10 protein-coding genes are annotated in these 14,332 nt (G+C 59.7%); 2 read left to right on the forward strand and 8 right to left on the reverse strand.

Going from position 1 to position 14,332, the window contains the following annotated elements; genetic code table 11:
* The first annotated feature begins 43 nt into the window (after nucleotides 1–43).
* A complete protein-coding gene (locus MCRY_RS09875; RefSeq protein ID WP_085629326.1) occupies nucleotides 44–1,342 on the forward strand; it encodes a DUF3422 family protein in 1,299 nt (432 codons plus the stop codon).
* A gap of 70 nt (nucleotides 1,343–1,412) precedes the next feature.
* On the opposite strand, the gene MCRY_RS09880 is transcribed toward MCRY_RS09875, so the two are convergent.
* Nucleotides 1,413–2,960: a Ppx/GppA family phosphatase gene (locus MCRY_RS09880; RefSeq protein ID WP_085629327.1), complete on the reverse strand. Its 1,548-nt coding sequence runs from the start codon at nucleotides 2,958–2,960 to the stop codon at nucleotides 1,413–1,415.
* Between the two features lie 164 nt (nucleotides 2,961–3,124).
* Here MCRY_RS09880 and MCRY_RS09885 point away from each other — a divergent pair, with 164 nt between their 5' ends.
* Entirely contained in the window at nucleotides 3,125–4,042 is a 918-nt protein-coding gene (locus tag MCRY_RS09885) for a ketopantoate reductase family protein (protein WP_085629328.1), read from the forward strand.
* Between the two features lie 50 nt (nucleotides 4,043–4,092).
* Here MCRY_RS09885 and MCRY_RS09890 read toward each other — a convergent pair whose 3' ends face one another.
* The 7 genes from MCRY_RS09890 to MCRY_RS09920 all read right to left on the reverse strand — a co-directional run bounded on the left by MCRY_RS09890 (nucleotide 4,093) and on the right by MCRY_RS09920 (nucleotide 14,198).
* Complete coding sequence (locus MCRY_RS09890; protein WP_085629329.1) at nucleotides 4,093–6,267, reverse strand: RNA degradosome polyphosphate kinase; 2,175 nt, start codon at nucleotides 6,265–6,267, stop codon at nucleotides 4,093–4,095.
* A gap of 67 nt (nucleotides 6,268–6,334) precedes the next feature.
* Nucleotides 6,335–7,030, reverse strand: coding sequence for a P-loop NTPase family protein (locus MCRY_RS09895; RefSeq protein WP_085629330.1), 696 nt, complete (start codon nucleotides 7,028–7,030; stop codon nucleotides 6,335–6,337).
* Entirely contained in the window at nucleotides 7,031–8,098 is a 1,068-nt protein-coding gene (locus tag MCRY_RS09900; RefSeq protein ID WP_085629331.1) for an AI-2E family transporter, read from the reverse strand. It abuts the gene before it with no gap.
* 87 nt (nucleotides 8,099–8,185) lie between these two features.
* A complete protein-coding gene (locus tag MCRY_RS09905) occupies nucleotides 8,186–9,922 on the reverse strand; it encodes a pentapeptide repeat-containing protein (protein WP_085629332.1) in 1,737 nt (578 codons plus the stop codon).
* Nucleotides 9,923–9,994: 72 nt separating this feature from the next.
* A complete protein-coding gene (locus tag MCRY_RS09910) occupies nucleotides 9,995–10,942 on the reverse strand; it encodes an ADP-ribosylglycohydrolase family protein (protein ID WP_085629333.1) in 948 nt (315 codons plus the stop codon).
* The gene (locus tag MCRY_RS09915; RefSeq protein WP_176234499.1) at nucleotides 10,939–12,438 is read right to left on the reverse strand and encodes a sensor histidine kinase; all 1,500 of its coding nucleotides are present in this window, start codon (nucleotides 12,436–12,438) and stop codon (nucleotides 10,939–10,941) included. Before MCRY_RS09915 ends, MCRY_RS09910 begins: the two co-directional genes overlap by 4 nt.
* Nucleotides 12,439–12,581: 143 nt before the next feature.
* A complete protein-coding gene (locus MCRY_RS09920; RefSeq protein WP_085629335.1) occupies nucleotides 12,582–14,198 on the reverse strand; it encodes a pentapeptide repeat-containing protein in 1,617 nt (538 codons plus the stop codon).
* Nucleotides 14,199–14,332: the final 134 nt, after the last annotated feature.

Consider the following 14,332-nt stretch of genomic DNA (forward strand, 5'->3'; position numbering starts at 1 on the left):
AAATGGCGAGCCTAAGTCTTGGCCAAATCTGAAAGACCGACCCATGGCCCCTATCGAAGATCACCCGCTGCGCTACGCCCTATCGAACGAACTGCACGCGCGGCCGTTCCCGTCACTCGAAGCGCCCTGTCGCGCTGTCTACCTCGCGCTGAAAAAGCCCAAGGCGGCGGCTGCGCGGGACAAGACGCTGGACCTTGATCATCTCAAGGCGCTGCTGGATCGCTACGGCACGACACATCCGCAACCGGGCGCCACGCATTTCTCGGGCCAAATCGGGCAGCACACGCTGAAGTGGGAACAGCACACGGAATTTGTGACCTACACGGTGTTTTTAAACGGTTTGACCGACCGGGCGTTCGATCCGGCGGATATGGACGTCTTTCCTGACAGCTGGCTTGCTTCGGCCCCCGGCGTGCGGATCACCTCTGCGTTGATCCGGGTGGAAGACCGCCCCGATGAAGCCAAGGTCTCGCAGAATCTCTCGGACTGGTTTGTGCCTGAAAGCCTTGCCGTGAGCCGCGTTCTGGATGACGACGCGATCGTTGCTGGGGATTTCCGCATCGACCCGGCGGGGCATTTACGGTTTGGCTGCTTCGTGCGCAACGGCATTGGCCGCCGTCGTGTGGGCCGGATTGTGCAGCGCCTGTGTGAGATCGAAACCTATAAAACAATGTCCATGCTCGGCTTCACCCGTGTCCGTGAAATGGGCCCCCGCATGGGCGAGATCGACAACGAATTGAACCGCTTGATGGCTGCGATGACCCACGGCGATGGACAAGAGGAAGATCGTTTGAAATCGCTTCTGGCGGTTTCTGCAGAACTGGAAAGCCTCTCGGCGCAAACCTCTTTTCGGTTCGGTGCAACCGGGGCCTATGAGGCGATTGTTGAACAACGGGTGTCGGTCCTGCGGGAAGAGCGGTTTCAGGGCCGCCAGACCTTTGCTGAATTCATGACCCGCCGCTACGATCCGGCAATGCGGACGGTCAAATCTGCCGAAACCCGCCTGTCAGCCATGGCCGCGCGGGCGGTCCGGGCGGGGGATCTGCTGCGCACACGGGTCGAAGTGGCGCGGTCGGCGCAGAACCAGCAATTGCTCGAAAGCATGAACCAGCGCGCCGATATGCAGTTGCGGTTGCAAAAGACCGTCGAAGGGCTGTCGGTGGTGGCGATCAGCTATTACGCGGTCTCTTTGGCGGGCTATCTGCTCTACCCGGTTGCGGACATGTTGGGGATCTCCAAGGGGGCCGTGACGGCGGCAGCGACCATTCCGGTGGTGCTGCTGGTGTGGTTCGCGATCCGCCGCATTCGTCGGGTGGTAGAGCAGGGTGGTCCCGAGCTCTGAATTTTAGCAATTGGCGAAAGGTGGATGCACGTGTCCGTCGACGTACATGCCGGACGCGTCGTCGCGGCCTCTAGCGTTGCACCACCACTTCGGTCTCAGCCCCAAGCGACGCCGCAAGCGACAGGAACCGCGCCTCGGCCACCTCGCCATAGAGCGGCACGGAATCCGGTGTCAGTTTGAGGCGCAACAGCTTTTTGCGCGGCCGCCACTCTAGCGCGGTACCATCCGCACTGGCATCGGACATCCACAGCATCGAGCCAAAGCGCAGCGCCTTGCCTAGTACTTCGGCTTCCAGCGTTGCTTTTTCGGACAACAGGCCTTCGAGCTCTTCAAAACGCGTGCCTTCGCGCTTGTTCTTGTAGCGGTGCAACAGTGCCAGCCCCAGGAACACGCGTTCTGAGTGTTTCAAGCCACCAAGGTTGGCCCTCGTGGCGTTGTCGAAACAGGTCTCGGCGCGGTAATCTGGATGCGCGCGCCAGCTTACGTCGTGCAAGAGGCAGGCGGCCTTGATCAGCCGCATCCGCGCAGCGTCGGCATTTGAAAACAGTGGCGTGACAAAGCGGAACAGTTTTTTGCCAAATCCCGGCAGACGCGCGTCCTTGGCCTCGGCAAAGCGGCAGGCTTCGATCAGCGGGTCGCGGTCGCGCAACTCCTGTGGCATCTGTTCGTAGAGCAGGCCTTCGCGGATGCCATAGCTGGAAATCGCGATATCCTTGGGTTTGAACGTCTGCACCAACCGTTTGAGAACATCGACGGCGTAGGGCACCAGATCCATCCGCGCCGAGGAGACGCCGCAGGCTTGCCGCAGCTCTTCGATGTCGCTTGACTTGATGAACTTCACGGTCTGGTTCACCGCTTTCTTGTCCATCCGGTATTCATGCAAGACGTGCAGCGGATAGCCGCGTCGATACATGTCGATCCGCGCAATGGCGCGCCATGAACCGCCGACAAGGAACAGGCGGTCCCGCTGCGGCCCCATGTGATCGGCCAGCTTGGCCATCACAGCCTTGATGTGGTCGTCCCGACCTTTCTGACCGCCCTTGAGATCGCGCAGTTTCAGGGGTCCGAGATTGGAACTGATGCGGCGCCCGACAAGACCATCGGAAATCTCGGCCAGCTCCATGGACGACCCACCGATGTCGCAGACCAGTCCATAGCTGCCGGGCCACCCCAAGAGAACGCCCTGAGCAGACAGCCGAGCCTCTTCCTCGCCGCCGATCACCCAGATGCGCAAACCGGTCTCGCGCAGCACGTCATCGCGGAAATCGGGGCCGTCCTCGGCCTCGCGCACGGCAGCGGTGGCCACCACGGTCAGCGGCGGAAGGTTCATGCCCTCGGCCAGCGCCTGAAACCGTTTCAGGGCTTGCAGTGCCCGCGCGCGGCCTTCGGGATTCAGACGCCCGGTATCGGACATGCCCGCACCCAAGGCGCACATGAGCTTTTCGTTGTAAAAATACGCGGGGGATCGCGCTGCCCCGTCGAACACGACGAGGCGGACCGAGTTCGAGCCGATATCGACAACACCCACGCGGCTGAGCGCGCGGGCCTTGGGGTCGTTGAACAGGGGGCGGCCGAACAGGCCCATCGGATCGTGTTCGGCGTCGCTGGTTCCGTCCATATGGCCTCCCGGTCAGGTCGCGCGCACCGTGTCAAAGCGCAACGCGAAGGTCAAGAAAACATGGCTGCGGTTTTGTGTGACGTACGGTCCGGTATCGCCTTTTCGATGGGTGGGAAATCGGTCACTCTGACCCGCATCACAGGCAGCACATAGGAGCGGCTATCATGCGGATTGCAACCATGGCCACAGGCGGAATTGGTGGATTTCTGGCGGTCAAACTGGCCAATGCCGGGCACAGCGTTGCGACCATTGCCCGAGGGGCGCATCTGGACGCGATCCGGGCCAACGGGTTGCAATTGGACAGCGCATCGGGGACCGAGATTGCACGTCCCGAGATCGCGACTGATCGACCAGACGAGGTGGGTGTCGTCGACGCCATCATCTTTGGCGTGAAGGGCGACGCGCTTGACGACGCGGCTCGAGCCTGTCTGCCGATGATCGGCCCCGAAACAGTGGTGGTGCCATTTCTGAACGGGGTCGAAGCGTCGGACAGGCTGTCGGCGATTTTGCCGGAACGCAATGTTGGCAATGGCGTTGCACGGGTGTCGACCACCATTTCCGCACCTGGGGTCATCACCCAGACCGGCGCATTCCACTCCTTCATCTTTGCAGAGCGCGACAGTCGCCCGTCCGCCCGCATCGACGCCCTGCGTGCTGCGATCAACGCAGCCGGATCAGCTGCGCCCGAGACTGACGACATCGACAAGGAGCTTTGGTCCAAGTTTGTCCTGTTCTCAGCGCTGTCCGGGGTCACGGCGGCGGGGCGCTGTACCATTGGCGATGTGCGCACCACTCCAGAGCTTGAAGCTTTGTTCAAACGGGCCATGTCGGAAACCGCGAAGGTCGGTCGTGCCTTGGGTGTCGCACTGGATACCGATCTGGAAGCGCAGATCTGGGAGACCTTGATGGCGTTTCCGGCGCAGGGGCGGGCGTCGACGGCCATTGACCTTGAACATGGTCGACCGCTTGAAATCGAGTGGGTGTCCGGGGCCGCCACGCGCCTTGCGGCGAAAGCCGGGATCGACGCATCTGTCAACGCCGCGCTTTATGCGATCCTCTTGCCCCATAAACATGGGCGCTGATCCCGCTTTTCGAAAAGCGGGCAAGACCTTTCGAAAGGTCTTCCTGCGTCCTATTCCTCGGTGTGGGTCAGTTTGGGCACGTCGGATGCGCCCGCTGATCCACGGCCTGACAACGACGGGTTCTCCATGAAGAACCGGTGGCAGTTGAAGGCAAACGCACCTTCGTCCCATGTTGTGCGGACAAACGCACCATCCGGCTGCATGATCCAGCTTTGCGCCACATCCGCGAGGTTCGCCGCCATGATCTGACTGACGATCTGCGCCTTGACGGTCACGTTTTCGATCTCGACCAGTGTTTCCACCCGGCGGGTCAGGTTTCGGCCCATCCAATCGGCAGAGGACATGAACACGCGGGCTTTCTTGTGTGGCAGACCGTAGCCATTGCCGAAACAGATGATCCGCGAGTGTTCAAGAAACCGCCCGACAATGGATTTGACACGGATGTTCTCACTGAGCCCTTTGACACCCGGGCGCAGGCCGCAGATGCCACGGATCACGCAGTCGATTTTCACCCCAGCCTGACTGGCGGCATAGAGCGCGTCGATCATGTCGGGTTCGATCAACGAATTCATCTTGAGCCAAATCTGGGCAGGCTTGCCTGCGCGGGCATGATCGGCTTCGGCGGCGATCAGCTCCAGCATCTTGGGCTTGAGCGAATGCGGCGAGATGCTCAGGTTTTCCAGACCGTCGGGCAGGGCATAGCCCGACAGGTAGTTGAACACCTTGGTGGCATCGCGCCCCAATGACGCGTCGCAGGTGAAAAAGCTCAGATCGGTGTAGATTGTCGCGGTGATCGGATGATAATTTCCGGTGCCATAATGGGTGTAAGTGACCAGACGGTCGCCTTCGCGGCGCACCACGATCGAGATCTTGGCGTGGGTCTTCCAGTCGAGAAAGCCGTAAACCACATGCGCGCCGGACCGTTCCAACCTGCGGGACTGCCGGATATTGGCGGCCTCGTCAAAGCGGGCCTTCAACTCGACAAGGGCGGTGACGGATTTTCCGTCCTCAGCGGCTTCGCACAGGGCGGCGACAATGGGGGATTGGCGGGATGTTCGGTAGAGCGTCTGTTTGATCGCCACCACATCGGGATCGCGTGCGGCTTGCGCCAGAAACCGCACCACCATGTCGAAGGTCTCGTATGGGTGGTGCAGCAGCATGTCCTTCTGCTTGATCGCGGCAAACATGTCACCGTCAAAATCCTGCACCCGTTCAGGCACGCGCGGTGTAAAGACAGGCCACAACAGGTCAGGGCGACTGTCCAGAACCAGCTCTTTGAGGTCCGCAGCCCCGATCATGCCGGTCAGTTCAATCACGTCGTCGTCGCGCACGCGCAACTCGCGCATCACCGTTTCGCGCAGGGTTTTCGGGGCGCCCGTGGTGACCGTCAGACGCACCACTTCGCCACGTCGCCGCCGTTTCAGCGCGACCTCGAATTCGCGCACGAGGTCTTCGGCCTCGTCCTCAACTTCGATATCGCTATCGCGCAGCACCCGAAACCCGAAATGGTCGCGCAGTTTGTAGCCGGGAAAGAGCCGGTCGAAATGCAGCAGCAGAAGGTCTTCGAGGAAAATGAACCGGTCCGATCCATCGCGCGGCGGCAGGGAAACAAAGCGCGCGATCTGCGCCGGTATCGGCAAGAGCGCCTGAAGTCCGGTCTTGTCCTTGCGGCGTTCCAGTTGCAACGCAAGACAATATCCGTTGTTGGCGATGAATGGAAAAGGGTGCGCCGGGTCGATGGCCAGCGGCGACAGCACCGGAAACACCTGATTCAGGAACACGTCTTCAAGATGGATCAGATCGGCGTCGTCCAGATCGTCGCGCGCCAGGATCGAAATGCCCTCGGCCTCCATCTGCTGTCGCAGATCAGCAAGGACGCGCTGCTGCGACGCCATCAGTTTGCGGGCGTCTTCGTTGATCAGCACCAATTGTTCCGCCGGGGTCAGGCCGTCGGCGGCAGGGGTCACGTTGCCTGCCTGTGCCAGTTCGCGCAGACCGGCCACGCGCACGGTATAGAATTCGTCAAGGTTGGTGGCCGAGATCGACAGAAAGCGTAGCCGTTCCAGCAGGGGCACACGCGGGTTTTCGGCTTCTTCAAGAACACGCCAGTTGAAGCCCAGCCACGACATCTCGCGATTGAAGAACCGACCGGGACCGGTCAGGTCGAGATCCGGCAATTCGGCGGGATTGGGGGCGGGGGCGTTCAGGAAGTCTGCGCTGTTCATGACGGTCCTTTAGCGGTGGCGCGTGACAGTTCGGTGACGCCGAGCCTGAGGACATCACCCTAAGCGCCTAGTCTGACGCTGTTTCTTCGCGGAATTCAAGCTCGGCCAGCGCGGTTCGCGCCAAGCTGCGGGTCACGCCCTTGGGGGTGCCTAAGGCTTCGGTGTCCAGATGTGCGACAACCTGCCCCGCGGCTTCGAACGATCGGGGCATCCAGCGCACCAGATAGGGGATCACATCCGCCATCGGTACGATCTGACGGTCGGCAAAAAGCTTGGCCAGAACAGCAGAGAGCAGAATATCGTCCGGAGTTGCCAGCTTGGCCACAGTGGTGCCGGACATGCGACTGGCCAGATCGGGCAACTGGATCGGCCATGCCGACGGGGCCCGCGTAGCGGTCAACAGCATGGAATGGCAATTGGCCAGAACCAGATTGTGCAGGTGGAAGAGCGCTTCTTCGGCGTCAGTATTTCCTGCGATATCCTCAACATCTTCGACACAGATCGGTCCATCGGCAAGGTTCGGGACGTCGTCGGTGCGGATATCCTGTGCAGCAATCATACGACCACCGCTTTCGGCGCACCAGACATGGGCCAGATGGGTCTTGCCTGAACCAGAAGGTCCGACCAGCACCAGCTTGCCGTTGGGCCAGTTTGGCCACGTGTCCACCAGCCCCAACGCCACCGCGTTGCTGTGGGTGACATAAAAGTCGCCGCGCCCCAGCGCAGGGCGCGCTGGAATGTCGAATTTCATCTGAAGGGCCATTTATTCCCGGTCCTGATCACTCAACCCGCGATACAGCCGGCTTTGGAGATATTGGTTCGCGGCAAAGCGCGTGATGACACCGATAGAGGCGGCGACCGGCACTGCGACCAGCATGCCGACAAAGCCGAACAGCGTGCCGAAGATCGACAGTGCAAGGATCAGCCAGACCGGGTGCAGCCCAACAGAGGAGCCAACCAGCTTGGGCGTCAGGACGTTGCCTTCGATCACCTGTCCCAGCACGAACACGCCCGCAACAAGCCCGATGGACAGCCAATCGCCCCAGAACTGGAACAGCGCGAGGCCAATCGCCAGAGCCCCGCCGATCAGCGCGCCAAGATATGGGATGAAGGTCACCAGCCCTGCGACAAACCCCACCACCAGTCCGAATTGCAGCCCGATGAGCATCAGCGCCACTGCGTAATAGGTGCCAAGAATGATGCAAACCGTGCCCATGCCGCGGATAAAGCTGGCCAGCGTGCCGTCGATATCCTTAGCCAGTTTGCGAATGGTCGGCGCGTGATCTCGGGGCAGCAATTGGTCGATGCGGGCAACCATGTTGTCCCAGTCCAGCAGCAGATAGACCGCAACCACCGGGACGATCACGAAGAGCATCACGATATTGATGATCCCCGCCGCCGAACTCAGCACTGTGTTCAGCAATTCGCCACCACGTGCCTTGATGGTTTCGCCGATCGAGACCAGCGATTGCCGCAGCGGGCTTTCGGTGTCCATGATGTCCGGGAAACGCTCGATCAGGAAATCGCGCAGGTTAGCAAACAATGTGGGTGCCACATCAAAGAGGTCGAGCGCCTGATTGACCAGCGACGGGATCACCCACAGCAACAGCAGAACAAAGGCCAAAAGCCCGACCACTGTGATGATAGCAGTGGCCATGACGCGGCTAAAGCCCATGCGTTCCAGACGGTCAGCCACCGGATCAAGGAAATAGGCGATCGCCCCACCCAGCACGAAGGGCAGCAGCACGTCGCCAAGGAACCACAACACCACCGCGAAAACGATGGCGGCCATGCCCCAATACTTCAGCTGGTCCTGCGCGGGAAGTGCCATGCGATCTGCCCCTGTGATCCTGTTCCTACATCGCCTGTCCGGTGAAGGGTTTCAAGAGGTGGGAGGGGATCATCGCAGGATGGCGCGTCACGTCTCTGGGTTGTTGTCGGGTTTGGGTGGCGGGGTGTAATTTGCGGGGTCTGTGCGCCACATCTGCCATTGGTACTTGAAGCCGTCATCAACAAAAGGCGGCAAATTCCATCCTGGCCAATACTTTGGCCTTTTCAGATGTGCTGGCAGCAGCACGCTTATGTCTCCAAAGCACTGTACTAATTGCTGTTGAGAAATATTGACTTCTCTCAAGTCTAGACCTTTGAAGCTTAACCCTTCTGTATCGGTGAGTTTCATATCAGAATATTCAATTCTTGTATTGTGGAGGTAGCAATGCTTCATGCTCGCTTTGAAAAGCGAAGATCGTCGCAGTCGCGTTTCCTCTAGGTTTGAAAAGTCTAGAACTGAATCGTACAGAGTAGCACCCTCCATTCTCGCATTTCGAAAGTTTGCACCTTGCAGTTTAGATTTGCTTATCAAGCTCCATTCTAGACTTGCACCTGCTAAATCAGCACCTGTGAGATCCGTTGACCTCAAATCAGCGCCATCAATGTAAGCATTGTTCAAGTTGGAGCACTGCAAATTAGCTTCTTCCATCCGAGCTGCCTCTAGTCTCGCCCCAAAAAGATCTGCGCCTTGAAGATCTGCTTTTTGTAGGCGAGCTCCATCTAAGTGTGTAAAATTCAACATGCAGTATTTCAAGTTGGTGCCAATAAGGTTTGCTCCCTCGAGTCGCGACATAAGAAAAATAGCACTTTCAAAGTCTAACTCCGATAGGTCGGCGCCTTGAAGATTCGTGTTTCGCAAATCAATTTTGAATATAAAACTTGTGATTTTCGATTTTTTCCATTGAGATATTTTACTTTGAAGTTCAATAATCTCTGTTCTTGATGTGATCCTCTTGTTGATTTTTTTCGGCCTTTCGAAGGGTTTTGTTTTATAGTTCTCTTCATCAAGAATTATAGCTTCGGTCCATTGTGTTTCAGTAATTTTTTGACCATTATTGCGCCGGCCAATAACCCTTAGGGCAATGGAGATATCTTGTCTGGGTTTGGGTAGGCTTAAAGCCCACTGCTCTGCGTTGCATTCATAAGGACGACCAAAGCGAACTAAACGCCACTTTTCTTGACTATCTCTTTGTTCTTGCGTCGCGTCGTCTGACAGTGGTTCCCAATCTATAAGTGGAAAATTGCGCGCTTCGGACGCAGGTGCGTTCTCCCGCACATAGGCGCAGAGGATTTCCATCACCCGCACATGATCGCGCCCTTCGTCATAGCGCACCGAATCCTGCGCGATCCGCTCCAGGGACAATAGCCCGCCGATGCGGACTTCGATATTGGGAACAGTGCGTTCTACTTGGACTGGGTTGCCAGCTTCGTCCATGGTGTATTGAAGCCACGTTTTGTCCGCGCCTAACATTTCAACCGCTTTGTTGATACGGTCGGTCAATAGACCTTCTTTCTGGAACTCCACAGCTCGCTGGCGCAGATAGGTGCCCCATATGATGAAAGGCGCGCCCAACAGTGCTGCGATCATCGCGCCCGCGCCGAGGTTGGGACCAGAACTTGCCCCGCTGCCAATATCGCGGATCGTGCCCCACAACACAAACGCCGCCGCAATAATTGAGCCGAAGAACAAAAGGGGGATCGCAATCGCAAGAATACTGCCAAAGGCTCGACCCAACGGCTTGGCAACATTCCAATCCATGTCTCTACGAAAGCCCAGCCAGTCAAAAAGGCTGCGGTTGGTTGGTTTGGAAGATTCTTCACTCATACGCGCTCTGGGTACATCTTTTGGTTGATCCTGACCCAAAGACTGCGCGTTGGCCAGTCCAACCTTGTCGGATCAATCCCGCCCCAAAGCCCGGCACGCGTCCCATATGGCTGCCCCGTCGCTCAGGGCAAGGACCCAGTCCAAAGGTATCCCACCGGGCGTCGCAATCCCCCGCGCCGCCGCCATCGCTGCACCGATCATCAGCGACCGACCGGCGCTGTCGCCGCCCGCCAAAATGTTGCGCTCCACCGCGTCGGCATAGCTGGTGCTGTGGCGCAGCACATGGAACATCACAGGCCCGGCAGTGGGCAGGTGGCAGGCGCGCCCGACACGTCCTGCATAGGCCGTCGAGTCTGTCTCTGGTGTGGTCAGCGCATCCCGCAACGCGGCCTGAACGTCGCCCGTTGCTCCGTCTGCTGCGGCGACCAGCGCTTCGGCAATAGGTGCGCCGTTCAGAACGCGGCACAGCAGATCCGCAAAAACCGCGTTATAGGCCGCCGCAACCGCGTTCACATTTGTGATCTGCATCGCCGCCTCCGCCTGCGCGGTCAGATCGGGCGCGTCATGATACACCGCCACGATGGCGGGCAACCGGGTGAGAGCGGGGTTCTGGTCATCGTCGATCCCGGACGGCACCTGATCCAAGGCGATTTTGTCCAGCGCACCCCGGGTCGGGCGGTCGATATAGCCCGTGTAGGCCCCGCCCGGTCCGAAATATGCCGCAAAGGCAGCACGTTGGGCGCTGTCGTTGAAGGCTCTGTCACTGGCAATCATGCAGCGCATCGCGACACATAGGGCTTCGCCATATTGCGTCAGCATTCCGGCATGCCGGTCGGCATGTGCAAAATAGCCGGGTACGCCATCGAAAAACGCTGCATCTACCGGGGCAAAGGTGGCGGCGCCTCGCTGTGCCGCGATGCTGGCGATGCGGTCCGGGTCGTAAAGCCAGTGCAGCCCGAGGCTTGCTGCATCCGCCACAAGCGCCCCCAGAAGCATGGCCGATTTGGGTGCGCCACTCATTGTGCCGGATCCAAAGCGATGGGCGATGGTTCCAGCGGCATGGTAATTTTCGCAACCACCCGTTTGCCATCTTTCGTCCGGTCGATTTCCGCGCCGATCTGGGTTGCGAATTGCTGGACAAGACGTTCGCCGGTCCCTGTGGAGTCGATATCAAGCTGCGATGCGCCGGCATTCAAATCTGCGTTCGACACGGTGATCTGCAATTCCCGGCCGTCGTCTATGACCAGATCGAGCGTGACCGGGGCGCGTTCGCGTGGCGCACCGTATTTGATCGCGTTTGTCAGCAATTCGTTCAACATCAGGCTTAACGCGATAGCCGTATCGCTTTTAAGTCGGATCACTTCGGTCGGGTAGGTGAAGATCATCGCGCCTTCGGGCAGTTCCGCGCTTTTGCGGGTCGAGAGAACCAATCGGTTGAACAGTGTGACAAGGTCGATCTGGGCAACATCATCGTCTATCTGGATTGCCGCATGAACATCCGCCACCGCGCGGACACGCGATTCAACCGCGCGCAAGGCTTCGCGCGCCCGGTCGGCGGCGGGACCGCCCGCCATCATCAGTTTGCTGGATTGCAGGCGCAGCAGCGACAGTGCGATCTGCAAGCTGTTCTTGATCCGGTGGTTGGCCTCGATCACCAGCGCTTCGCGGACATGAACCGCCTGTTGAAGGTCGCGTCGGGCGGTTTCGATATCGGTCAGGTCGACAAAGGTGCCCACCAGCTTGGGGCGGCGGTCAACCGGGTCGGTCGCGATTTCGCCGCGGATACGGACAAAGCGTTCCTCACCCGAAGGCAGCGGCACCCTGTAGTCGAAGGATGCGATCTCGCCATGCGGAGCCGCCAGCACCCGGACCACTTCTTCATGCACTGCCGCGATGTCGTCCTTGTGCACCCGTTCAAAGAACGGCGCCGCATATGGTCCGGCCTCGTCGGGTGCAAAGCCGAACATCGTGTCGATGGCGTCGTGACGCAGAAACAGATCTGTTTCCGGGTCATAGCTGAAATAGGCGACCGACGCGGTCGAGGTGGCAGCCCGCCGGTGGCTTTGGGCCAGCCGGGCGGTCAGAGTCGCCTCGGTCACGTCGCGCGCGGTTTGCAGGATAGCGATGATCTTGCCGTCTTTTCGGATCGGCGCGAAATGCATCTGCCAATGGTGTTCGACATAGTGGCCCTCGTCGCTCAACAGATCAAACCGGGCGGGGCCGACCTCTTGTGGTTTGCCTGTGCGCATGATTTCGTCGGTGGCGTTGCGGATAAAATTCACCGCATCCGATCCGGCAGCATCCGCGCTGGGCGGAAAGGCTTCGAACATGCCCATGCCACTGACATCGGCACCAACCGAGGCCGACATCACCGCATGTGCCGAATTGCGCCACAAGAGCGTCAGGTTGTCGTCTGGCAGATAGAACAACGTCGCAAAAGGCACCGCCTCAAACCCGAGGGCCAGAATTTCTGTCAGAGGGTTGGTTTCCTCGTAAACAAGCATGTCACCCGTCATTCTCAACCCGTTCTCTGCGACTGTTACCGCAACCAAGCTGGTCGATTTTTCGGGCAGAGTCCACATGTCAGGACGCGGTGCCGTGAGGTGACGCGCAGGCAGCATATGGCCAGCCCGGTCCGGTGTGGCAATGCGTTGGGTGCTCAGGCAGGTTTGGCGGGCGCTCTGCGTCTTTCCGGAACATCACGCCATTGCACGCACTTATCCCGTGACACGTCCGCGGGCGCTGCTTGGGCAGACTGAACTGGCCAATGAGCCGGGGCGGTGATCCCGTGGGGCAACAGAACACTGGCATTTCCGTGGCATTGGTCGATCTGCGTTTGGGTGATGTCGAGGTCCGTAAGGTTTAGATCATCCAAAACAGTTTGCTGGAACATCGCGCCGGTCACCGACATAGGTCCAGAAACGCCAACCTTTGAAAAGCTGACCCCTATTATGTGCGCCCGCCTGAGGTCGACCCTTTCAAGCCGTGCCTTGAACAGGTCCGCACCCGTCAACACCGCCTCGGCAAGATCAGCGTCCTCCAACTGTGCCCAGCCAAGACTTGCATGTTCCAGTCGGGCCTCACGCAAGTTCGCCCAAGGCATCCGGGCGCGTGTGAAATCGGCCCCCTCGAGCCGCGCCTGCCTGAGAACCGCGCCATCCATTCTTGCCTTGTAAAACACCGCACCCGTCATCGACGCCTTGTAGAAGGATACAATTTCGAGCTGCGCCTCGTGCAGCTCTGCGCCGTCCAGCCGGGCGTCTTTGCAGTTCGCCCATTCCATTCGGGTTCTTCTGAGGTTTGCTCCCTGCAAATGCGCCCCGCGCAGAACTGCCGCTTCAAGGTGCGCCCGGCGCAGGTCCGCCCCCTGCAATCGAGCCGCACAAAGATCCGCCCCGTCCAGCCGGGCATCCCTCAGGGTCGCCCCTTCCAGCCGTGTTCCGTTCAGCGTTGCGCCTTCCAGCCGCGCGCCATCCAAATGGCAGCCACTCAGCACAAGACCCGATAGATCGGCGGCTTGCAGGTTGGTGTTCCTCAGATCCAGACGGTAGCCATCATGGGTGGCAAGAGCCGCGCGCCATATGCGCAGCGCCGTCTTGTGCTGCTCGATCGCCTCCGCGCTCAACGGGGCCGAGCCACCGGGATCGGGCAGGGCCGGGCAAGGAGTGACACTCCCCCGAAGGTCGAGGGTCCCGGAATCGGCCGCGCAGTCTTTGGGCATGCCGCGCCCGATGATCCGAAGCGCCAGCGCGATATCGGCAGGGGGGCGGGGCAGAGAGGCTGCCCAAGCGCGGGCGTTCGGGGTGATACGGTTGGCAAACCGAACCTCGCGCCATGCCAGATGTGCCATCTTCTCGGTATGGGTCGCGGCGTCATGCAGGCTTTGCCACGGTGGCAGGGGAAAATCGACTGCGTCCCGCGACGGGGCCGCATCCCGCACATAGGCGCACAACCGCGTCATTACCTTGATACGGAGTTGCCACGCGCCAAGGCGCATCGCGTCCTGCGAAATTGCGTCCAGAGTCCGCAGTGCGTCGATCCGCGTTTCGGGAATAGACCCATTTGCCGTCGCTGGTTCTGACAAACGCGCAGCGGCACGGGCGAAACGCCGTTCCAACCGGTACGATGCGAAGATGTGGGGCGTGATCTGAGTGCGACGCTTGTGCCACCACGACGTGACCAGAATGATAGCGGCAAGAACAATGCCTTCCACAACGCCGACAGCCTGCATGATGTGCTGCGGCGCCTGCAAAGCAATCGTCACGCTTTCGTTCATTCACATCCCGATCGTTCAGGCCGCCGCCACCAACCGACCGGGCATGCAAAGACCATACCAAGCGCGTCGGAGGCCACCGGCCCTTGTCGGTGCCGCTGCAACCCGCTAGGACGAGCCAAACCACCCATCCGAGG

Origin of the sequence: Marivita cryptomonadis, from assembly GCF_002115725.1 — a bacterium.
GTDB classification, from domain to species: Bacteria; Pseudomonadota; Alphaproteobacteria; order Rhodobacterales; family Rhodobacteraceae; genus Marivita; species Marivita cryptomonadis.